Source organism: Klebsiella sp. C349492, from assembly GCF_042055345.1.
GTDB classification, from domain to species: Bacteria; Pseudomonadota; Gammaproteobacteria; order Enterobacterales; family Enterobacteriaceae; genus Klebsiella; species Klebsiella scottii.
In genome coordinates this window covers 927477-948902 of record NZ_JANQCE010000002.1, presented here as the reverse complement: position 1 = coordinate 948902, position 21426 = coordinate 927477, and the positions used below count along the sequence as shown (strand labels likewise).

Sequence of the window (21426 nt, the reverse complement as noted above, 5' to 3'; positions counted from 1 at the left end):
TATGCTTCCTTTAACAGGTTTAGTGGTACTGGACTTCAGCCAGTTTCTGGCCGGGCCTTCCGCTGCGCTACGCCTGGCGGATATGGGGGCCAGGGTCATCAAAGTGGAACGTCCCCGCGGCGGGGACGCCAGCAGAAACCTGAGTCTTAACAATCAGTGGATCAATAACGACAGCCTGCTTTTTCATACCATTAATCGCGGTAAAGAGAGCTACACGGCCGATCTGAAGGACTCTCGGGAGCTGGCGCAGGTTAAGCGACTGATCGCGCAGGCCGATATTCTTATCGAAAATTTCCGCCCCGGCGTAATGGACAAAATTGGCCTTGGCTATGAAGAAGTCAAGCAACTCAATCCGCAGCTGGTCTATGCCTCGGTCACCGGATACGGTACCGAGGGACCGTGGGTTAAAAAGCCCGGTCAGGATCTGCTGGTGCAGGCCATGTCGGGCCTCACGTGGCTAAACGGCAACAAGGACCAACCGCCGACGCCATTTGCACTATCGGTTGCCGATTCGCTTGCCGGGGCGCATCTGGTGCAGGGTGTCCTGGCCTGCCTGATCCGCCGCGGTAAGACCCGATCCGGCGGGCGGGTTGAAGTCAGCCTGATGGAGTCACTGCTCAGCATGCAGTTTGAAGTGCTGACCACCTGGCTTAACGATGGACACCGTGCGCCCTGCCGCAGCGCGGACAATAACGCGCATGCATATCTCGCTGCGCCTTACGGCATTTATGCCACCCAAAAAGGCTATATCGCGCTCGCAATGGGCTCGGTGGTCAAGCTGGGCGATATTTTGCGTTCTTCAGCACTCAGCGAATACAGCGAACCGGACGAGTGGTTCAGCCGCAGGGACGAGATCAAGCGCGTGATTGCCGGGATTCTGGCCTCTGAAACCGCCGCTTTTTGGCTGGAACGACTCGAGGGAGCCGGCTACTGGTGCGCTGAGGTGAGCGACTGGTCAACCCTGACGGCAAGCGAGGGATTCCGCGCACTGGACATGACTCACGATGTTCAACTCGATGACGGTAAAACAATCGTTATGCTGAAATCGCCGCTGATCTTCAACGGTGCGCGCACCTCCTCCTCCCGCCCCGCGCCAGCTTTAGGGACGCATACGGCGCAGATTCAGGCCGATTTTCACTTACTGGAGGCTGATTGATGAAACCACTAACAGGTATTAATGTGCTGGACTTCAGCCAGTTTCTTTCTGGCCCATCGGCTGCGCTTCGCCTCGCCGATTTAGGGGCCAGCGTAACGAAAATTGAAAATCCAGACGGCGGCGATATCTGCCGTAAGCTCTATATTTCCGAGCTGCAAATTGATGGTGACAGTTCGCTGTTCCACGCCATTAACCGCAATAAGAAAAGCATCACCGTTAATCTCAAAGACGAGGGGCAAAAAAACGCCCTGCGCCCGCTAATTGAACAGGCGGACGTGGTTATCTTTAATTATCGTCCAGGCGTCTCAAAGCGCCTCGGTCTGGACTATGCGTCGCTGCATGAAATCAATCCCGGTCTGGTTTACGGTGAAATTTCCGGCTACGGCGATAGCGGTCCCTGGGTTTCCCGTCCGGGTCAGGATTTACTGGTGCAGGCGCTTTCTGGCTTATGCTGGCTCAATGGCAATCAGGATCAGCCCCCGCTTCCCTTTGGTCTTTCCGTCTGCGATATTTTCGCCGGAGAGTATCTGGTTCAAGGGCTTATGGCCGGGCTGGTACAAAGGGCCAGCAGCGGTGCCGGGTGCCTGGTCCAGGTGAGCCTGCTGGACACCATCCTCGACCTGCAGTTTGAAGTCTTAACCACCTGGTTGAACGATGGTCAGCAGCCGCCGGTCAGAAGTGCGGTCAATAATGCCAACGCCTACATTTCTGCGCCCTACGGCATTTATCCCACCGCCGATGGCTTTATCGCACTGGCGATGGCGCCGATTCCCGTTCTGGGGAACCTGCTGGCATGCCCGGCACTGCTTGAGTTTAACCAGCCGCAGGAGTGGTTCAACCGTCGGGATGATATCAAACGGATCCTGCTGGAACACTTGCGGCATAAGAAAAGCGAGGAGTGGTTAAACATTCTGGAGGCGGAAGATATCTGGTGTGCGCAGGTGATGGACTGGCCGCAGTTAATTGCCAGCGAAGGCTTCCAGTCGCTGAAGATGCTACAGGAAGTCCGGTTGAAGAGCGGAAAAACCCTGCAAACCACCCGCTGTCCAATAAAAATCAACGGCGAGACCTTCACCAGCTTCGTCGGCGCACCGCCTCTTGGCGCGGATAATCCTGGATAATGATGTCACAGGCAGATGACCGGGACATTCCCGGTCACCGTAGCTATTGCGCCAGAACCCGGCACTCTTTCATCACCGCAAGCACATCATCAAGCGCCAGCGACTCCCACTCGTAGGCCAGAACGGTCACGCTAAAAGCCGCCACCATTTTTCCAGCAGAAGAGTAAATGGGCAGCGCAATACAGGCTGCGCGTTCGTTGGCCTCTCGTTGCTCAAGCGCGTAGCCCTGCTGGCGCACCTGGCGTAGTTCAGCCAGTAATACCGGCAGCGTACCAATCGAGTTAACCGTCATTTTCTCCAACGGCGTCTCACCATAAAGCTGCGTAATCTCTTCATCGCTGTATTGGCTCAGCAGAGTTTTGCCAACGGCGGTGCAGTGCGCCGGGAGATGGTTACCGATATGGCGCATTAATGAGAGATCGTCCTGGGCGAGCGCTTTCGCCAGATAAACCACCTGCCTGCCGTCCAGAATCGCCGCGTGGCTGGTTTTGCCCAGTCGTTTGCTCAGAAATGCGGTCAGCAGCCGCAAATCGCGGACCAGATCGGTGCTTTCAATGCAGTTAGCGGCAATTTTAATCAACGCCAGACCAGCGTGATACAGGCGCGTATCCGGCATATACAGCAGATAATCGTTATCAAGAAACTCCTGAATCAGGCTATGGGCGGAGCTTCTGGGGATATCGAGGCTGGTTTGCAGATCGGTGAAGCTCAGTCCCTCGCGATGGCTGGCAATCAGCTCCAACAGGCGGAAAGATCTCTCCGCAGATTTAACTCTGGCCATATTATTTGTCTTTATTATCCGCGATGCGATCGTAAAATTTGCGCGAAGACTGATAGAAGGACTTCAGATTTTTACGCAGCTGGACCTTATCTCGCTGGATAAAGGCCTCATGAATGCTCAGCCGCAGCTTAAAGCTATGCGCCATCGCACCATCAGCGTTAAGCAGCTTGCGCGAGAAGTCTTTACGCAGCATCACGATGGTCTGCATCAACTTGTCATAAATTTGGTTACCGCACAGACGGCCCATCAACAGGTCGTATTCATCAAGCAGCTGGTGATAGGCTTCCGGTTGACCGTCCTGGACAATAAGCTCCGCCATCTGGTCAATTATCGACTGGAAACGAATAAGATTGTCATGGTTCACCACGCCGATCGCGGTGAGATACACCTCTTCTTCGATAAGCTTCCTCGCGGCATAGATTTCATCGAGGTTGTGAATCTCTTTATGGAAGATCCAGGTCATCGTCTCTTCAGGAAGCTGCGGTTTGTTTTCGCAGACATAGCTGCCATCGCCTGGTTTTATCTCAATAAGCCCGATCAGCGATAGTGCGCGCAGCGCTTCACGTACCCGGCTGCGCGTGACGTTGAACATCTCCCCCATCGCCCGTTCGTTCGGCAAGCGCTGGCCGGGTCTGAGCTTTCCGGAGGTGATCTGCAAAGCGATCTGCTCCATAATCTGCTCGGTAAGCGTGGTTTTCTTCAGTGCTGTCACATCCATGATATTTTCCGTATGCGGACAAGGTTCATATCTATGAATTTACGTAAGCCATGTCCGTTGTGCAACACTTTGATGTTCACTATTCCAGCAGGATCGCAGATGCAAAACCGGGCGTTTTAAAGCGAAGAGCAGAACCGGTTACAAGAAGAAAGATACGCTAATGCATGACTGCGGGGTGATTAATCCGTCGTGAATTTATCGCTCATCGCAGATGCCTGTAAATAATCAGACAATGCCGGCAAGGCGCTGTGAATCGACAGGTATTTGATGATTGAAATTGAAAATATCCATTTACCAATACACCAACCCGATAAGATAAAAACGCCAGGCCGGTGCCCGGCGTTGATAGGTTTATGAACGGCTTCTGGCCAGCAGGATAATAATAAACAAGCCGCCTATTCCTGCAGTAATGATCCCAATCGGCAGCTCCTGCGGGGCTAACAGCGTCCTGCTGACGATATCGCCGCCGCACAAAAGCGCCGCCCCCCATAGACCGCATAAAGGAAGCAGCAGCAGATGCTTAACGCCGGAAAAGTAGCGGCACATATGCGGAACCATCAGCCCGATAAAGCCAATCACCCCGGTTAAAGCCACCAGCAGCGAAGTTGCCAGCGCACAGCAGAGGAAAACCTCCATCCGCAGGCGGCTGACGTTAATCCCCAACGACTGCGCCGTTTGCTCACCGGCCAGTAAACCATCCAGCGAGCGCCAGCGTAACAGAATAAAAGCGCTGAGAAATAGCAGGCTAAATATGGCATAAGGTAAATTATCCCAACGCGCGAGACCGAGGCCCCCCAGCGACCAGAACAGCACCGAGCTGGCGGCCCGTTGATCGCCGGAAAAAATCAGATAGCTGGTCAGCGCACCGAATAAAAAGGAGATAGCCAGCCCGCAGATCACTAAGTGTTCGGCGCCACGCTGCTTTTTAAAATGGAACAGCAGCATCACCGCCACCGCGGAGCAGATACCGCCGACAAACGCCGATACCGGCAGCGTCAGCGCGCCAAGCCGCTCACCGAATCGGGTAATCACCAGTACTGCCCCCGCCGAAGCGCCGGAGGAAAGTCCGAATAAAAAAGGATCGGCCAGATCGTTGCGCGTGGTGGTCTGCAAAAGACCGCCAACCATAGCCAGCACGGCTCCCGCCAGCACCGATAGCAGCGTTCTTGGCACACGTAAATCAATGACGATGCGGCTGACCATCTCAGAAACCGGCACATCAAGAAGCCGTAAGGCACCCAGGACCTGCTCCAGCGATAGCGGCGCGCTGCCTTTGGCAACGCTGAGCAGCATCAATCCGGCTAATACTGGCACAGCGCCCCACATTGCCCAGTAGTAGCGACATTGAGTACCACTCATTGGTTGGCCGCTGGATACATCGCATGAGCCAGTTTTTCGGCCGCTTTAATATTTGCCGGACCAGGCGTCAGTTCAGCGTACTGCAGCTTCAGATAACGCTGATTCTTCACCGCCGGAGTCTGCTTCATTAACGGATGATTTTCGAGGAAGCGACGCAGCGAATCCGCTCCGCTACCGGTCTGATAATCAAGAAGAATAATAAAGTCTGGCTCTGCCGTCGCGACGCTCTCCCAGGAGGTTGTTCCCCAGCTGATATCCAGCCCGTCCATCACGTTTTTGCCCCCCGCCGCTTCGATAATGGCGGTCGGCATAGCGTATCGACCGCTGGTAAAGGGCTTATCTTCGCCAGAATCATAGACAAACACTTTCAATGGCTGAACGCCTGGCGGCGGCTCAGGCAGCTCATCCAGCGTTTTTTTCCAGCCATCGACCAGCGCCTGCGCTTCATGCTGTTTGCCGAAAATCTTGCCCAGCGTCAGCTCGTCGTTATACAGCAGGTCCATGCTTGCTTTGCGCTTATTGTCAGCGGTAAATACGCAGCTCTCGCTCAAAACAAATGTCTTGATGCCATATTTATCGAGCACGGAAGGCGTGACCTCTCCGCCGACTTTCATCCCGTAATTCCAGCCCGCGAAAAAGAAGTCGGGATTAGCCGCCAGCAGCGTTTCCAGAGAGGGATATTTAGGCGCAAGCTCGGGAATTGAACCCATCTCCTTTTTAAATTCCGGGGTCATTTTGTACCAGCCGGTAATACCGGTTAACCCAACGATACGGTCCTGCAACCCGAGAGCAAAAGCCATTTCAGACATATTAAGGTCGTGTATTACCGCCCTTTTCGGCGCTTGTGTAAACGTCACCGGCGTCCCGCAGCTGTCAATAGTGACGGGATAATCAGCAGCGTTTGCCGCGGAAACGGATAGAACAGCCATCATGCCTGCAAACCATTTATTCATTATTCTTTGTCCTCAGAAATTTATTAGGCATAGCCTGGAACCTCAAAAATCCGCAGCGCCTTCCCGGTCTCAGGATGCGGTACGGTAAAGCTGGTCACGCCGAAAACGGGATAAAGCTGTTTCGAAACAAGCACGCGCTCCGGCACATCCCAGGCCACGGCGCGCCCTTGCGATAAAAGCAAAACGCGGTCGGCGAAGGATTCAATCAGTGAAAGATCGTGCAGTACCGCGACTACCGTGATCCCCTGGCTTTTCACTAGCGAGAGCAGTTCCACCCGGCCCGACGGATCAAGATGGTTGGTCGGCTCATCCAGCAGCACCAGTTTTGGCGACTGGGCCAGCACCCGCGCCAGCGCCGCCCGCTGCCGCTCCCCGCCGGATAACGCAGATAGCGGACGCTTGCGCAGCTTCTGCAATCCCGTATCGTTAATGGCTCGGGTCACGATGGTTTCATGTTCACGACGCGACATATCCCGGGCGTGAGGAATACGTCCGAGAGTGACATAATCCTCAAGAATCAGCCGCATATCCGGGGCATCATTCTGCGCGAGGACTGCAATCTGCTGGGCCCGCTGCTGCCGGGTCAAAGCCGCAACGGAGCGGCCGAATAGCCGTATGTCGCTATCCCGCGAAGTCAGCTCCTGATCGATCGCCCGTAATAAAGAGGTTTTCCCGCTGCCATTCGGCCCAATCACCGCCAGGCACTCTCCCCTGCCGGCATTAAAATGAATGCCGGAGAGAAGCTCCCCGCCGCCGGGTCGCGGCAATGATTCAATATTGACGCTAAGCACCGGCTCAACGGCCGTACCACAATTTGTCAAACGCTCCTCCATTAGCAGGCTCTTCGCCGCTCTTCAGAGCGAATTGCCGGCCCATCTTTTTTCATCTTTTACTCCCTGGAACAGATGATAATAATGATCATCTAAAAAGAAAGGTGAATAGCCACATATTTCACAATGATTTATAGGATATGTTATAACATAACAATAAAGAGCAAAGGTTTGCAACCTGCTCTCATGACCTGACCGGCGAGAAAAGTTAAAACATTGGTGGTTGTCCAAAGAGTACCGCTGTGCTGTATTGCTACATCACTAACGTGATTTCAAAAGGAAACGTTCAGGATGAAAACGGTTGAGTTTTTGCTGTACACCCTAAAACCCGGCACCGGAGAAGATTTTCACCAGATTATGCTGGAGCAAAGTGCGCCTTGCCACCGTGCCGCCGGAATGGATATCGTCTCTTTTGGTAACTCTGTCGAAGACAAAGATGCTTACTATTTGATTCGCGCCTATGACGATCTAACTCATTTAAAAACTTCGCAGGAAGCCTTTTATCGCAGCCCGGCGTGGCGCGAAGGCCCACGTCAGGCCATTATCGATAAAATCATCGTCAGCATAAAATCAACGATGGTCCTTAGCACCGGCGCTGTTGACGGTCTGCGTTCTTGCTGACTTTAATTATTTCACCGCATTGCCTTAAATTATGGAGAGTTTGCAAAATGGAAAAAAAATACCTGCTGGCGCTAATCATCCTCAGCCAGCCAGCACTCGCTGATAAAGATTATGACAAAGCCGTTGCCGCTTATATCGAATATAACTGCGATTACAATGCCAAAGCATTAAAAAAAGAGGGTTCGGCAACCCCCTATAAAGAGCTGATTGCGGCCTGCAGCAAAGGGGCTGATGATATTAAAAAGTTCGTCACCGACTGGCCTGACTTTGGAACAAACGAAGGGATTATGGCATTTCAGGGTACAGTGGCTCCCTACGCCCATGAGGCGACAGCCGAAAGTGCCTATAAAAACCAAATTTATCAGTATGGCGTTGGCTCGTGGGGGATAGGATATATCCAGAGCGCTGCGGCAAAAGCGAATACGATCAAACAGTGGAAGCAAGGGAAATTCAAAATAAAATAAAACCGGGCGTTATCGTATAGAAAGATTTTGCGAGACCGGATCTATTATCATCGTATTTCTGCCGGGTGGAGGCCCATGCCTTGCCCGGCCGACAAAACAAGCCATATCAATTGAATAAGCCTCGACTATAAGGCTCCAACGAGCAATGCCTGGCAGGCATTCTGAAACTCCTTATTTTTTTGCCTGATTGCAACCCGCCCTCCTCAACCGTTTTCCTGCGCTGTCCGCCGGCTCATTTTGCCAACTCCCTCACAAAATTATCCGTCTGAAAATTCTGTCCATATGGCCGGGACTCTTGCCTATCACGCCTTTTCCGCCAGCTCCTTACAGTAAGCCCATGTCATTCACATCGTAATCTATGTTTTTTCAGCCAACAGGAGTAGTGGTACATGATCGATTTTAATGATCCCCGCCAGGTCGCAAAGGCCATTCAGTTCACCAACGTCAACCCGGACCTGACCCGCGAAGGGCTTATTCAGCATCTCAACATCTGTATGGAGTATCAGTTTGATGCGGCAATGATCGCGCCGTGCTGGGTCGCCGTCGCCAAAGACGTCCTGAAAGGAACCGGTATTCGCGTTGCCACCACCGTGAACTTCCCCCAGGCCAACGATACGACAGCAATGAAAGTCGCCGTGGTGAGAGAACTGGCAAAAGAAGGCGCCGATGAATTTGATTTCCCGCCCAACCCAGGCTTTTTGCTCGGCGGAATGGATGACCTCTATTTCAACGAGCTGAAAGAGGTGACCCACATTGCCCATGACCTGGGAATGAAAGTCAAAGCGATGCTGGAGTTTGGCTTTATCACCGAAGAGGTGATGAAAATCAAAGCCACCCGCTACGCCTACGAAGCAGGTATTGACTGGGTGAAACAATCCAGCGGCTGGGGCAAAGGCGGCTGCGCGGCAACGGTAGAAGATGTCCAACTTCTCAAAGCCAATATCCAGGCCCCTTGCCGGGTCAAAGTATCCGGTAAAGTGAACACGCTTGAGAAGATGAAAGAGATGTTCGTCGCAGGCGCAGAGCTGGTTGGCACCAGTTCCGGCCCTGAGCTGGTGAAAGGTCTGGTCGGCGACATCAACGCCTATTAACCGAAGAGTACCGCCGGTAACGGCGGTACTACGCCCGCACAATTTAAGGAGTATGTGATGAGTGTATTTATTCTCGGCAGTTATGCAAAAGCCCTGGTGATGACGGCCGAACGCATACCGCTGGCTGGTGAGACGCTAATCGGACATGACTTTCGTCAGACCTGGGGCGGCAAAGGTTCCGATATGGCAGTGCAGGCCGCCCGCCTGGGGGCGGATGTGGTCTATAGCGGCGTGGTCGGTAAAGATACGTTCGGCAATGAGTTTGTTGAGCTGATGCTTGAGGAAGGGATCAATATCGACGGTCTCACGCTGACCAACGAGTTGCCGACCGGCGCTGGCCTGATTATTAAAGATAAAGAAGCGCGCAACGTGATTGTGGTTGATATGGGGGCCAACAAACTGTTTACCCCGGCGCTGGTGGATAACGCTCTGCATCAGATAAAGAGCTGTGGCGTGGCGCTGGCTCAGCTGGAAATCCCGCTGGAAACCGCGCTCTACGGGCTAAGACGCGCAAAATCACTGGATAAAATCACCATTCTCAACCCGGCTCCGGCCAGAGACCTGCGCGGCCTCGACCTGAGCGCCATTGACTACCTGACGCCCAATGAAACCGAAGCCCGCGTCGCGCTGGGCCTGGCGCCGGACGACGCCCGCAGCAACCGGGAAATCGCCAGTATGCTGCTTGAAACCGGCTGCCGCTATGTGGTGATGACGCTGGGCGAAGCGGGGTCCGCCGTTTTTGGCCCGCAAACCACTCAGGAGATCCCGTCCTGCCAGGTGGATGTGGTTGACAGCAACGGCGCGGGCGACAGCTTTAACGCTTCCCTCGCGGTGGCGCTGGATGAGGGCCTGCCGATAAGCAAAGCGGTACTGTTCGCCAACGCCGCGGCGGCCCTGTGCTGCTCTGACTGGGAAACCGTCCCCTCTTATAAATACCGCACCGATGTCGACGCATTTCTGCAATCTCACGTCGTGACCGAGGAATAATAACAATGAGACCCGATAGAATCTTACACCCTGAACTTGCCGCCGCTCTGGCGACGCTCGGCCATACCGATATCGTGCTGGTAACCGACGCAGGGTTTCCAATCCCGGCCGGAGCGAACCGTATCGACCTCGGACTGTGGCCCGGCACCGTCGATGTCCGCGACATCCTGCGCGTGCTGCGAACGGAGATTTTCGTTGAAGAAGTGCATTTTGCCAGCGAAGTCCGCGACTGCCACCCGCAGCTGTATCGCGAAGTACAAACTATCTATACCGGCTCTGGCGCGGCGTTTTACGCTGCCAGCCACGAAACGCTGTGCCACGAGATCGCGCACAAAGCCAGGCTGGTTATTCGCTCCGGATCGTTCGAGCCATGGGCGAATTTCGCTCTCGTCGCCAGCACCGATCCTTTCGCCTGGTTTACCGACGATTCAGGCGTGCAGCCCCTGCCCGCTTACGTCGCGCGACGCCAGCGCATGACCGACAACGCTGTACCAGAACTGAGCTGACGGGAGGCAATGATGAAAGCAGCAGTAGTCAGTGAACGTCATCCAGGCCAGGTTGAGATTCGTCAGATGGCGGTTCGTCCTTTAGCTTCCGGCGAGGCGCTGGTGGACGTGGAGTGCTGCGGCGTCTGCCATACCGATCTCCACGTCGTGCAGGGCGATTTTGGCCCCGTTCCCGGTCGGGTTCCGGGCCATGAAGGGATCGGCATCGTTCGCGCCGTCGCCGACGACGTGACCAGCCTGACGCCCGGCGATCGGGTCAGTATCGCCTGGTTCTATGCAGGCTGCGGAGTATGTGAATACTGCGTCAGCGGTCGGGAAACCTTTTGCCGCAGCGTAAAAAACGCCGGTTACAGCGTCGATGGCGCGATGGCCGAGCAGTGCATCGTGAAAGCCGACTACGCGGTAAAAGTCCCCGAAGGCCTCGACCCGCTGATTGCCAGCAGCATTACCTGCGCTGGCGTGACCACCTACAAAGCCATTCGCGTCTCCGATGTTCGTCCCGGACAGTGGCTGGCCATCTGGGGTGCCGGTGGTTTGGGCAATATGGCGATCCAGTTTGCCCGCCACGTTTTTAACGCCCGCGTTATCGCCATCGATTTGCAGGACGACAAGCTGGCGCTCGCCCGCGAGTGCGGTGCGGAAATTACCCTCAACCCCAGCCGGGACGACGTTCCCGCACGCATCCAGCAGATCACCGATGGCGGCGCCCATTGCGCCGTGGTGGTTGCCGTGGCGCGCGCCGCCTTTCACCAGGCCGTCAATAGCGTCCGCGCCGCGGGCAAAGTGGTTTGCGTCGCCGTTCCGCCGGGCGATCTGGACCTGAATATCGTCAAAACCGTACTCGATGGTATCCAGATAGTCGGCAGCCTGGTGGGCACCCGCCAGGATCTGGCGGAGGCTTTTCAGCACGCGCTGGCCGGACGCGTTCGCCCGGTGGTACAGACCCGCAGGCTGGAAGAGATCAATGCCATTTTTAACGAGATGGACAACGGCACCATCCAGGGACGCATGGTGATTGATTTACGCACGTCGCGGCAAACAGAGGAGTCAGGCGCATGAAGATTACCGGCTGGCGCACGCTGAAAACCTGGCACCGCTGGGGGCGGCCGATTGGCGATGTCAACGGCACCCTCACCTCAGGCGTCACTGAAGTCCCGGTGTTGATCCTCGAAACCGATGAGGGCATTAGCGGTATCGGCGTCGGCGGACATGCGGATATTGCGCGCATTTTCCCCGCCATCGAAGGCGAAGATCCGCGTGCGGTGACGGCGCTCTACGACCGAATGCAGGCCTGGGTCTTTAAAAGCGGCCATGCGGGCAGCGTTTTTGGGGCGATCGGTGTCGTCGATATGGCGCTGTGGGATTTGAAGGCCAAATGCGCCGGGGAGCCGCTCTGGCGTCTGCTCGGCGCGAGAAGCCCGTTCGTCCCCGGATATGCTTCGGGGCTGGATTTCCCGCTGTCGCTGGAGGCGTTAACCGCGCTCCATCAGCGTTTCGCCGAGCGTGGATTCAGCGCCTTTAAGCTCAAGGGCGGCCTCGACGTTGAACAGGATTTACAGCGCCTGCTGGCGGTGCGCGAAGTGTATCTCGCTAACAGCCCTTCGCCGGTGATGATGATTGATGTTAACGAATCGATGAGCGCGAAACAGGCAGTGCGCTACGTCAGTCGTTTGCAGGAAGCGCTGGATCTGAGCTGGATTGAAGAACCCGTGCGCCGCTGGGACGCCGCCGGACACGCCGCCATTCGCCAGCAGGTGCGCTGCGCGGTGGCTACCGGGGAGAACCTCACCGGCCTGGAACAATTTCTGCCGCTGCTGAAAGAGAATGCAGTGGATGTCCTTCAGGCAGGCATGTGCTGGGGCATCACCCACTTTTTGCGCGTCGCCAACCTGGCGCAGGCGTTTAGCCTGCCGGTCAGCCCGGTCGGCTACAACGCCAATCCGGTGGCCCACGCGGCGGCGGCGGTCAGCAACCATCTCAGCTGCGAGATACAGGATCTCACCTTCCCGAACGGATTACGCGTGGATCAGCGCATCGAAAACGGCGGCATCGTACTGGGCAACGAACCGGGGCTCGGGATCGCCATTGATGAAAACGCATTACAGCAACAGCAAAACGACGGCAACTGGACGATAGCTCAGGGCCCGCACGTCAGGCCCGAACGCGCGGGGCTGCGCCTGAGCCTGCGGACGCCCGTCGACGATTAATCATAATGGAGCGAATAATGAAAACAGTACCTTTTGGACGCACGGGAATTCAGGTACCGGTGCTGGCGATGGGTGCGGCCTCTCTGGGCAGCATTTATCACCCGGTATCGCAACAGCAGGCTAACGAAACCGTGGCGACGGCCCTTGCCCACGGCGTGAACTATTTCGACGTTGCCCCCTATTACGGGCTGACCAAAGCGGAAACCGCCCTGGGCGTCGCGCTAAAAGGCGTACCCCGCGGCAGCTATACCCTGGCGACGAAAGTCGGGCGCTACGGCGACAGCCAGTGGGATTTCTCCCGCGAGGCCACCCTGCGCAGCATCGATGAAAGTCTTACCCGTCTGGGCAGCGACTATATCGATGTGATTCAGTGCCATGACATTGAATACGGTGATATGGGGCAACTGCTGGATGAAGCGCTGCCGACGCTGCGGGAGCTACGCGATAGCGGCGTCGTACGCCACGTCGGTATCACCGGCTACGATCTTGCCCTGCTGGAGCGCGTCGCCTGTGAGCAAAAAGTGGATACCGTGATGGCCTACTGTACCTGGAGCTTACAGGACCGGCGGCTGGGCTCGGTAGCGCAGCGGCTGAATCAGGCAGGGATTGGCGTACTCAACGCTTCGCCTCTGGCGATGGGGCTGCTGACCCGCAGCGGCGCGCCGGACTGGCACCCGGCGCATCAGGATGTGCAGGCTATCTGCCGCCAGGTGTCCACCCTGTGCGATAGCCACGGCGTGAATATTGCCCAGATTGCTCTCCAGTTTGCGCTCACCACCGCAGCGGATAACGGCATTGCCTCCACGGTAATCGGCACCGCCAGCGCCGACAATATGCTGGATAATATCCGCTGGTGCACGCAGCCGCTTGACCCGGAACTGCTCGCTCAAATCAATGAGCTGATGGCTCCCGTACTCAATATTGGCTGGGATCTGCTGCCGGGCAACGGAGGGAAAGCGCAAAAATGAGCACCTTCGACAGCCATCTGCATCTCTGGGATCCGCGCGTGCTGCGCTACGACTGGCTGCAGGAACTCCCGGCGCTTAACCGGCCCTTTTTGCCCGCTCAGCTGGCGGAAGTGGCGAAGTCCCCGGAAGCGGCCATCGTAGTTCAGGCCGACTGCGCCGAGCAGCAGGCGCTCCAGGAGGTGGCGTGGATAAACCAGCTGGCTGAAACCAGCGCGATTAAACTTGCCGGAATTGTCGCCTGGGCGCCGCTGGAAACGGGCAACGCCGTGGCGCCTTATCTGCGCCATTTACGTGAATTGCCGCGCGTGGTGGGCATCCGGCGCTCCCTGCACAATGAGCCGCTGGATCTGTTTTATCACGCCGGTTATCGCGAGGGTTTACTGGCGGCGGCCCGCGAAGGCTTTGTGCTGGATATGTGCGTCAGGGCATCTCAACTGACCGCGCTTCACGATTTATTGACGTGGCTGTATCAACGCGCGCCTGAAGCCCTGGTCGTGCTGGATCATATGGGAAAACCGGCTATCGCTGACGCCCAATGGCAGACCTGGCTGGACGCATTTACCGCTCTCGCCGCCTTTCCTCATCTGGCATGCAAAATCTCTGGCTTGCCGACAGAAGCGGACTGGCAAAGCTGGCGGCCGGAGCAGCTGCGGCCCTGGATCCAACAGGCAATAGCGGTATTTGGCCCACGGCGCTGTTTATTCGGCGGCGACTGGCCGGTAGTCGAACTGGCGGGTGGCTACGCGCGCTGGCAAACCTGCGTGACCGAGGCCATTGCCCACTTATCTCCCGAGGACATTAACGCGGTAATGGGCGAAAACGCGCGCCGTATTTACCTGATGCAATCAGGAGGGGAAAATAAATAAAAACTGAGTCAGATGACGTTTATTTCAATTCACCCTACTGAATAATAATGAGGAAATAAGCATGTCCGATAATATCAATTCATTACCCGGCGGCAAGGTTGACGATCGGTCGCAAACCACGTCGCCAGCAAATAACATTATGGTGACGGGGCGTAAGAAAAATATTCTGCTGGCCTCGCTGTTTACTAATTTCTTTGTTCTGCTGGCGCTCTACTGCGGGGTTATCTCGGTTCTTCTCCCCAATCACGTGGCGCAAATCGACCCGGAAAATAAAGCTAACAACCTGGCTATCGTCATGACTTCGGCGCTGCTGTTTACGATTTTCGCTCAGCCGATTGCCGGAGCCTTATCCGACCGCTGCCGTTCGACATGGGGACGCCGTTCGCCGTTTATCGTTGGCGGTGCATTAATCGGCGGGCTGGCTATCTTCGGCATCTCCATGACAACCACTATCGCCGGCATTGCGGTGTTCTGGTTAATGGCTGCCGTCTCGCTGAACTGCATGAACGGCCCGCTGGCGACGGTGGTCGCTGACCGATTCTTACCGGAGAACCGCGGTATCGCTTCCGGCTTCGTCGGCGCGGGTTCCACCGCCGGCGGCACGGTGGGGATTATTCTTGCCGGCTATCTGGCCTGGAACCTGCAGCTGGGGTACCTGGTTTTCGCACTGGCTATCGCCGCCTGCTGCGTGGCCTTTGTGCTGATCAACCGCGAACCTTCGACCCGAGCCATGGAGGTTGAACCCTTCCGCTGGGGGACGTTCTTCAAAAACTTCTGGGTCAGCCCACGCGAATACCCTGATTTTGGCTGGGCATTCTTTGGCCGCTTCGCCATGTATCTGGGCTACCAAGGCGTGGTCACTTACCAGCTGTATATTCTGCAAGATTTCATTGGCTTAAGCGTCGAAGATTCTAACTATGCTATCGGCACCATCTCGGTCATCACTTTGGTGACGCTGCTTTTCTCCGGTCTGGTTTCCGGCATCATCTCCGACAAACTGCAACGGCGAAAAATCTTTGTGTTCCTCTCAACTCTGCTGATGGCCGCTGGTTTATGCGTTCCTCTGTTTATGCCGACGCTGACCGGAATGTATATCTATGCCGCCATTATGGGGCTGGGCTATGGCGCTTATACCTCCATCGATATGGCGCTGATGACTCAGGTGCTGCCGGGCGGCGGTAAACAGGCCGGTAAAGATATGGGGATCCTGACGATTGCTACCGTATTACCACAATCTTTCAGCCCAATATTATCCGCATGGCTACTGGCAACGTTTAATAATGATTATTCATCGCTATTTATTGCCGCTATTGTTTTCGTCTTTGCTTCATCGTTTTTTGTATTACCGATTAAATCCGTTAAATAAATAACGCGTTATATGCAGGCGAGAGCGCGCTCAGCAATGAGTGTGAAGGCCCTCGCCTGCGCCTGATACCGGGATTCCCGGTAATTTTCACAGGAGAATACAATGGCTCAGCCTCTTTTCCACGGGGTCATTCCCCCGGTACCTACGCTATTTAATGCGCAGGGAGAATTTGATGAATCCGCCCAGGCAATATTAATTGAACACCTGCTGGCATCGCCGGTAGATGGCCTTTTTTTCCTCGGCAGCGCGGGGGAATTTGCCCATATGTCCGATACCCAGCGGCGTCATGTAGCAGAATTCTGTCTCACCCAGGTGGGTGGGAGAAAACCCGTTTTGATCGGCATCGCCTGCTGCGGCACTCAGCAGACAATCGAGGTCGGACTGCATGCGCGACAGGCTGGCGCAGACGGTGTGGTGGTGGTTAACCCCTGGTACAGTCCTCTGAGTGAAAGCAATCTGGTGCGCCATTTCATGACGATTGCTAACGCCCTGCCGCTCCCCATCATTCTCTATAACTTCCCGGCGCTTACCGGTCAGTCGATCCCGCCGTCGGTTATCAAAGACCTGGCGCTGAGCTGCCCGAATATCGTGGGCCTGAAAGATACCGTCGATACGCTCTCGCATATCAGAGAAACCCTGCACGCGGTCAAGCCCCTACGCCCGGATTTCGCGGTGTTTGCCGGCTATGACGAATATCTACTGGGGACCTTGATTCTGGGAGGTGACGGCGCTATTCCAGCCAGCGCCAACTTTGCGCCGCAGCTCGCCTGCGGAATACTTCGCGCCTGGCATCGTCACGATCTTAGCGAAGCGGTGGCCCTGCAGCAGTCTCTTTCGTGGATCCCGCCGCTCTACGCTATCGATGTGCCATTCTATAATGCCGTGAAATATGCCCTCCGGCTGACCGGCGTGGATATTCCTGTCTATGCGCTACCTCCCGCGTCGCCATTAACAAACGAAATGCAAGAAGAAATTAAACAGATTCTGCAACGTGCCCACGTTATTAATAAGGATGACAACGATGAGTAAAGTTCGCCGCTTTGGTTGTGTGGTTAAAGTCCGTCCAGAAAAGCTCGATTATTATAAAGAGCTTCACGCTAACCCTTGGCCGGAAGTCAATGCCATGATTAAAGAGTGCCATTTACGCAACTTCTCTATTTACTATAAAAATGGATTATTGTTCAGCTATCTGGAGTATGACGGCGACGATTACGAAGCTGACCAAAAGAAAATGGCCGCGCATTTAAAAACCCAGGCATGGTGGCAGGAGACCGGGCCATGCCAGATGCCTCTCGACGGCGAACCGGAAGGCTCGTTGTGGGCTGAAATGGAAGAAGTTTACCACCTCGATTAATAGAAAAAATAAATACCCCCTCTGCGTTATTTTACTGGCGCAGGGTTCCCTGCACTTTTATTTATGATAGTGACCTAATGAGAATAAGATGAAAATAACCTCTATGACCCTACCAGGTTTCTGCCTGATAAATATCATGACCATCCCTTACGCATTTTCCGCACAGAATGTCAGTATCGAACAACGCCTGAATCAGCTGGAATTACGGCTTCAGCAGGCGGAAAATCGCGCCGCGGTGGCAGAGCAAAAAAATGCACAATTAGCAACCCAGCTAAAACAAACGGAAGCGGGTTCGCACCAGGCGCAACAAAAGGTCGAAGATCTTGAAACCCGTACGCAAAAAATTGAAAAAATCACTCCTGATGATAATGGCTATTTTGAACTCCACGGCTATGCGCGCTCCGGGATGATGACCAACCACAACGCCCGCCATTCACAGGGAGGACCGTTTATGACCCCGGCCGGGCAAACTGGCGGCGCAATTGGCCGTTTGGGGAACGAGCCGGACACCTATGTCGAAGTCTATCTGGAGAAAAAACAGCGCCTGGATAATGGCGCGACCACCCGCTTTATGACCATGATCGCCGACCAGCAAAAAAGCTATAACGACTGGACCGCTGATTCCAGCACCTTAAACGTCAGTCAGGCGTTTGCCGAAATCGCCTCTCTGCCCAGCTTTAGCGGGCCGCTTAAGGACACCACGCTGTGGGCCGGCAAGCGCGTCGATCGCGATAACTTTGAAATTCCGTGGCTCGACTCCAAATTCGTGGCGCTCAACGGTACCGGAGGCGGCATTTATGACGTTCGCTGGTCGGAGAATACGCGCAGCAACTTCTCTTTTATCGGGCGCAGCTTCGGCGATGTCGACGTAGTCAATAATGATGTGCAGAACTATATCCTTACCGCCAACAACTATTTTGGCCCGGTACAGCTGTTTGTCAGCGGCATGCAGGCAAAGGACAATGAGCAACGGGAAACGCTTAGCGGCTATAAAGTCTTTAACGCCGCCAATAAAGGCTACACCGTCCTGCTCGGCTATCAGGGCGATAGCTTCTATGGGCTGACGCAGGGGGAAACGCGCAGCGTGCTGTCATGGGGACAAGGTCTGGGCGCGGAGGTGAAAAATATCGGCACCGACCCGGCGCTACTCTCCGATGCCAGCACCCTGCGTTTTGCTAGCTATGGGATGGTCAATCTGGCCCCCGACTGGGATTTTGCCCCCTCGGTCCTTGCGCAATCTAGCCGCGATCGCTACGTCAAGGGCGACGACTACCGCTGGATAACCCTCAACGGCCGCCTGATGCAGAACATTACGCAAAACTTCGCTTTAGGCTATGAGGCCACGTGGCAGTATATGGATCTCGACCCCAACGGCTATCAGCAGTACCAGAAGGTACACGGCAACTTCTATAAACTCACCTTTGCCCCAACCTTCCGCCCGGATGATATTTCGCCGTTCTTCACCCGCCCGGAGCTGCGCGTTTTTGCCACCTGGATGAACTGGGATAAGGCGCTGGATAACTACAGTCCGAACGATACGCTGGGCCAGAAAGGCTTCACCTCCGGTGGAGAGTGGTCGTTTGGTATTCAGATGGAAACCTTCTTCTGATCGAAGGTGTTCGGCTTTCTGGCAAAGCCGAACACCTGCTGGTTTATTCTGCCGATCCGTCCGACAGCTGTCTCTCCTGGCGGCGAAACTCGCTGGGCGAAACCCCAACCGCACGATGAAAATCACGCGAAAAATGCAGCGGATCGTTATAGCCCACCTGCCCGGCAATTTTGCCAATGGTGTCATTCGTTTCCACCAGTAAGCGCCGGGCCTGGGACAGGCGATAGTTTTTTAGCCATTTTAACGGGCTCTGATTGAAGGTTTCCTGAAACAGGCGAAATAACTGCGACTTGCTGACCTGGCAATACTGCATAAATTTGCCAATATCCCACTCGTCATTATAGTGGCTGTGGATCTGATAAATAAGATGCCCCAGTCCCCGATGGGTAATCACCGGAGATTTCTCCGTTTCCTGACTGCGGTTTTCCAGCAAAGTAAAAATAAGTTTGGCGCACAGCGCATCACAGTGCGCGTCCGAAACCAGCGTATGGCTTTTCATTAAGCCGAAGAGTTGATAATAAATTTCTGTTACCTTCTCCGGCTGTTGAAAGGTAAAAACGGGCGCCTGGAGAACATTGAGAATATGCATGATGCTATTTAATTTTGAACTATCTATTCTCAGCCATAATATTTCCCAAGGCTCGGCGCTATCCGGATAGTGTTCATGCGGCCATCTTACCGGCAGCCAGGCGAGATTCCCCTCCTGCACATGATGAAGATTATTTTCCAGGCGAACAACGCCTCGCCCTTTGAGACAATATATAAGCTCATGCCCGACAACGGACTGGCGCTGAATATGAAAATTGGCGTTAGTCCGGATATGCCCCGCCCTGAGAACCCGATAGTTAACCAGCGTCGAAAAATCATCGGATTCCCGATACCAGTTTTCGATGACCTGCGTTCGCTGCGCGAGTGAATTCATATGCCGCTCCCTACACAATCAATATTCATCAAGCGTATGAATATCTATCGTGACACGGTATGCGGAAATTCAGGCCGGTTTCGTTATGGATTTTTGAGCTATCTCACAACAAAGCAACAGATGAATTCTACGTCGAAGATTTTCCCCCAAAAGCCATCTTTAACACTCACTCAGCGCGTCAGGAAAGCCCCACGGCGCATGGCTGGTGTCACAATGCCGGCCTGCCTCAGGGCAACGTTTTCCCTTCCGGCTCTCCCCCTGAATGATGAGATCGTTGTTTAACGGTTTCCAGCGTAGTACGCAGTCAACCAATTAAAGAAAAGGATTGATGAGAATCTACTCCCTTAGAATAGGGTTAGTTCTTTAACATGGCCTCCTGCCAGCGCCTCGTCAGATAATTATGTTCATCCATAACCGAATTCCACACCGCAATATGTCCCATACGTTGCGCGTAACTTCCGCCGTCACGGATCTCGCCCACAGGGATCAGCGGCGCGCCATGCGCATCAAATAGCAGCTCAGCGGCAGGTTTTCCCCCATACCAAAAATCCCATTCAGCCAGTGAGAGATGGGCGCGACTTCGCTGTGGATTGGAGATGTAATATCCCTGCCGGGCCATTACCGCGCCGGGCCAGCCGGACTGCCACCAGTTGAGGTATTCGTATGCCGCATCTTTTATGCTCCCGGTCACGCAGCGTGATAACGACATCCCGCCGTACCATGCGCGATACCCTTCTCTCGGGTGCGCCATTTTATAGCCCCGCTGGTGAAAGTGGCGACGGAAATAGATAGGAGCCCACAGGCTCTGGACCTCCACGTGCCGGTTATCGATTAAGTCGCAAGCCTGCTCCTGAGTCGACCAGAACGCCGCAAAGTGCCCCTGGCGATTGAGCTGTGTCAGCTCCTCCGTCAGAACATCAATCTCTTCCAGCGACAGATTGCCGATATCCGAAAAGCGCGCCATCCCGGCCCCCTGCATAGCCAGGGCCGCATCAATGCCCCCCATTGCCGCATCCTCCTGCAGCGCAACCGCCCCGGTGAGAGCAGGATGCAGCAGCCACCCCCAACTCTCCTCTTCGCCGCGCAGCGCATCAGGAAGACGGTCGACATGATAGGCAAAGCTATCGGCGTTATGCGTCAGCGGCAGCATGCTAATGCGATCGCTCGGTTGGCTGCTCAAATGGAGATCGCGCTGGACGTACAAGCGCTGGGACGGGACGCTGCCGTCGGCAAGCTCACCGGTTAAGGTGCCCAATTTAGCCAGCTCGTTGACCTCATCCCAGTATTTCAACCGTTTAATTTCAAGAGGTTGAATAGCGCGGGCTGGCCAGACAAAATCGATATTATGAAACCACTGATCGTACAGATCGTAACTTTCCGGCTGCATGACTGCGATACGCTGCGCGTCCTCAACGCTGTGCAGCAGGTATTCGATGTTAATCCCCAGCTCTTGCTCCGCGCGTATGCGCAGCATCTCCAGCAACGTCACCGATGTACCAAGCACCCGAAGCGTCAGCGGGGGGCGCATTATCGCGGCTGAATTCATC

Annotated in this window: 22 protein-coding genes; 15 read left to right on the top strand and 7 right to left on the bottom strand. The window is 55.0% G+C overall.

What is annotated here, in order from left to right; genetic code table 11:
• Position 1 precedes the first annotated feature (1 nt).
• Together NWP14_RS12095 and NWP14_RS12090 are read left to right on the top strand one after the other, a co-directional pair.
• Entirely contained in the window at positions 2-1156 is a 1155-nt protein-coding gene (locus tag NWP14_RS12095) for a CaiB/BaiF CoA transferase family protein (RefSeq protein WP_375215372.1), read from the top strand.
• Complete coding sequence (locus NWP14_RS12090) at positions 1156-2277, top strand: CaiB/BaiF CoA-transferase family protein (protein ID WP_095095963.1); 1122 nt, start codon at positions 1156-1158, stop codon at positions 2275-2277. The genes NWP14_RS12095 and NWP14_RS12090 overlap by 1 nt, the downstream gene beginning before the upstream one ends.
• A 43-nt stretch (positions 2278-2320) precedes the next feature.
• Here NWP14_RS12090 and NWP14_RS12085 read toward each other — a convergent pair whose 3' ends face one another.
• The 5 genes from NWP14_RS12085 to NWP14_RS12065 all read right to left on the bottom strand — a co-directional run bounded on the left by NWP14_RS12085 (position 2321) and on the right by NWP14_RS12065 (position 6921).
• Positions 2321-3058 (bottom strand): IclR family transcriptional regulator, encoded by a 738-nt coding sequence (locus NWP14_RS12085; RefSeq protein WP_223261747.1) that lies wholly within the window; start codon positions 3056-3058, stop codon positions 2321-2323.
• Position 3059: 1 nt separating this feature from the next.
• Positions 3060-3776: a FadR/GntR family transcriptional regulator gene (locus tag NWP14_RS12080; RefSeq protein ID WP_095095957.1), complete on the bottom strand. Its 717-nt coding sequence runs from the start codon at positions 3774-3776 to the stop codon at positions 3060-3062.
• Between the two features lie 351 nt (positions 3777-4127).
• A complete protein-coding gene (locus NWP14_RS12075) occupies positions 4128-5135 on the bottom strand; it encodes an iron ABC transporter permease (RefSeq protein ID WP_331835609.1) in 1008 nt (335 codons plus the stop codon).
• Positions 5132-6088 (bottom strand): ABC transporter substrate-binding protein, encoded by a 957-nt coding sequence (locus NWP14_RS12070; protein ID WP_346431773.1) that lies wholly within the window; start codon positions 6086-6088, stop codon positions 5132-5134. The genes NWP14_RS12075 and NWP14_RS12070 overlap by 4 nt, the downstream gene beginning before the upstream one ends.
• A 23-nt stretch (positions 6089-6111) precedes the next feature.
• Positions 6112-6921 carry an ABC transporter ATP-binding protein gene (locus NWP14_RS12065; protein WP_346431774.1) on the bottom strand — a complete coding sequence of 270 codons (810 nt, stop codon included), beginning with the start codon at positions 6919-6921 and terminating at the stop codon, positions 6112-6114.
• A gap of 288 nt (positions 6922-7209) precedes the next feature.
• Here NWP14_RS12065 and NWP14_RS12060 point away from each other — a divergent pair, with 288 nt between their 5' ends.
• The 13 genes from NWP14_RS12060 (at position 7210) to NWP14_RS12000 (ending at position 18957) form a co-directional block, all read left to right on the top strand.
• Complete coding sequence (locus NWP14_RS12060; RefSeq protein WP_331835611.1) at positions 7210-7539, top strand: NIPSNAP family protein; 330 nt, start codon at positions 7210-7212, stop codon at positions 7537-7539.
• 47 nt (positions 7540-7586) lie between these two features.
• Positions 7587-8003, top strand: a complete 417-nt coding sequence (locus NWP14_RS12055) for a hypothetical protein (RefSeq protein WP_375215371.1) — start codon at positions 7587-7589, stop codon at positions 8001-8003.
• Positions 8004-8392: 389 nt separating this feature from the next.
• Positions 8393-9094: a deoxyribose-phosphate aldolase gene (gene deoC / locus NWP14_RS12050; protein ID WP_095095935.1), complete on the top strand. Its 702-nt coding sequence runs from the start codon at positions 8393-8395 to the stop codon at positions 9092-9094.
• Between the two features lie 57 nt (positions 9095-9151).
• On the top strand, positions 9152-10081 hold the full coding sequence (locus tag NWP14_RS12045) for a ribokinase (RefSeq protein WP_375215370.1): 930 nt from the start codon (positions 9152-9154) through the stop codon (positions 10079-10081).
• A 5-nt stretch (positions 10082-10086) separates the two neighbouring features.
• A complete protein-coding gene (gene rbsD / locus NWP14_RS12040; RefSeq protein ID WP_095095929.1) occupies positions 10087-10587 on the top strand; it encodes a D-ribose pyranase in 501 nt (166 codons plus the stop codon).
• Positions 10588-10599: 12 nt separating this feature from the next.
• Positions 10600-11646, top strand: coding sequence for an alcohol dehydrogenase AdhP (gene adhP, locus NWP14_RS12035; RefSeq protein ID WP_331835613.1), 1047 nt, complete (start codon positions 10600-10602; stop codon positions 11644-11646).
• Positions 11643-12794: a mandelate racemase/muconate lactonizing enzyme family protein gene (locus NWP14_RS12030; protein WP_375215369.1), complete on the top strand. Its 1152-nt coding sequence runs from the start codon at positions 11643-11645 to the stop codon at positions 12792-12794. The genes adhP and NWP14_RS12030 overlap by 4 nt, the downstream gene beginning before the upstream one ends.
• 17 nt (positions 12795-12811) lie before the next feature.
• Positions 12812-13762 (top strand): aldo/keto reductase, encoded by a 951-nt coding sequence (locus NWP14_RS12025; RefSeq protein WP_157349071.1) that lies wholly within the window; start codon positions 12812-12814, stop codon positions 13760-13762.
• On the top strand, positions 13759-14628 hold the full coding sequence (locus NWP14_RS12020; protein WP_331850516.1) for an amidohydrolase family protein: 870 nt from the start codon (positions 13759-13761) through the stop codon (positions 14626-14628). Before NWP14_RS12025 ends, NWP14_RS12020 begins: the two co-directional genes overlap by 4 nt.
• 61 nt (positions 14629-14689) lie before the next feature.
• Positions 14690-15994 (top strand): MFS transporter, encoded by a 1305-nt coding sequence (locus NWP14_RS12015; protein ID WP_331835617.1) that lies wholly within the window; start codon positions 14690-14692, stop codon positions 15992-15994.
• Between the two features lie 102 nt (positions 15995-16096).
• Positions 16097-17023 carry a dihydrodipicolinate synthase family protein gene (locus tag NWP14_RS12010; RefSeq protein WP_375215368.1) on the top strand — a complete coding sequence of 309 codons (927 nt, stop codon included), beginning with the start codon at positions 16097-16099 and terminating at the stop codon, positions 17021-17023.
• Positions 17016-17348 carry an L-rhamnose mutarotase gene (locus NWP14_RS12005; RefSeq protein WP_095095914.1) on the top strand — a complete coding sequence of 111 codons (333 nt, stop codon included), beginning with the start codon at positions 17016-17018 and terminating at the stop codon, positions 17346-17348. Before NWP14_RS12010 ends, NWP14_RS12005 begins: the two co-directional genes overlap by 8 nt.
• 88 nt (positions 17349-17436) lie before the next feature.
• A complete protein-coding gene (locus tag NWP14_RS12000) occupies positions 17437-18957 on the top strand; it encodes a carbohydrate porin (protein ID WP_375215367.1) in 1521 nt (506 codons plus the stop codon).
• A 43-nt stretch (positions 18958-19000) separates the two neighbouring features.
• On the opposite strand, the gene NWP14_RS11995 is transcribed toward NWP14_RS12000, so the two are convergent.
• Positions 19001-19879, bottom strand: a complete 879-nt coding sequence (locus NWP14_RS11995; protein WP_375215366.1) for an AraC family transcriptional regulator — start codon at positions 19877-19879, stop codon at positions 19001-19003.
• Positions 19880-20234: 355 nt separating this feature from the next.
• Positions 20235-21425: a PotD/PotF family extracellular solute-binding protein gene (locus tag NWP14_RS11990; RefSeq protein WP_095095907.1), complete on the bottom strand. Its 1191-nt coding sequence runs from the start codon at positions 21423-21425 to the stop codon at positions 20235-20237.
• Between the last annotated feature and the right edge of the window lies 1 nt (position 21426).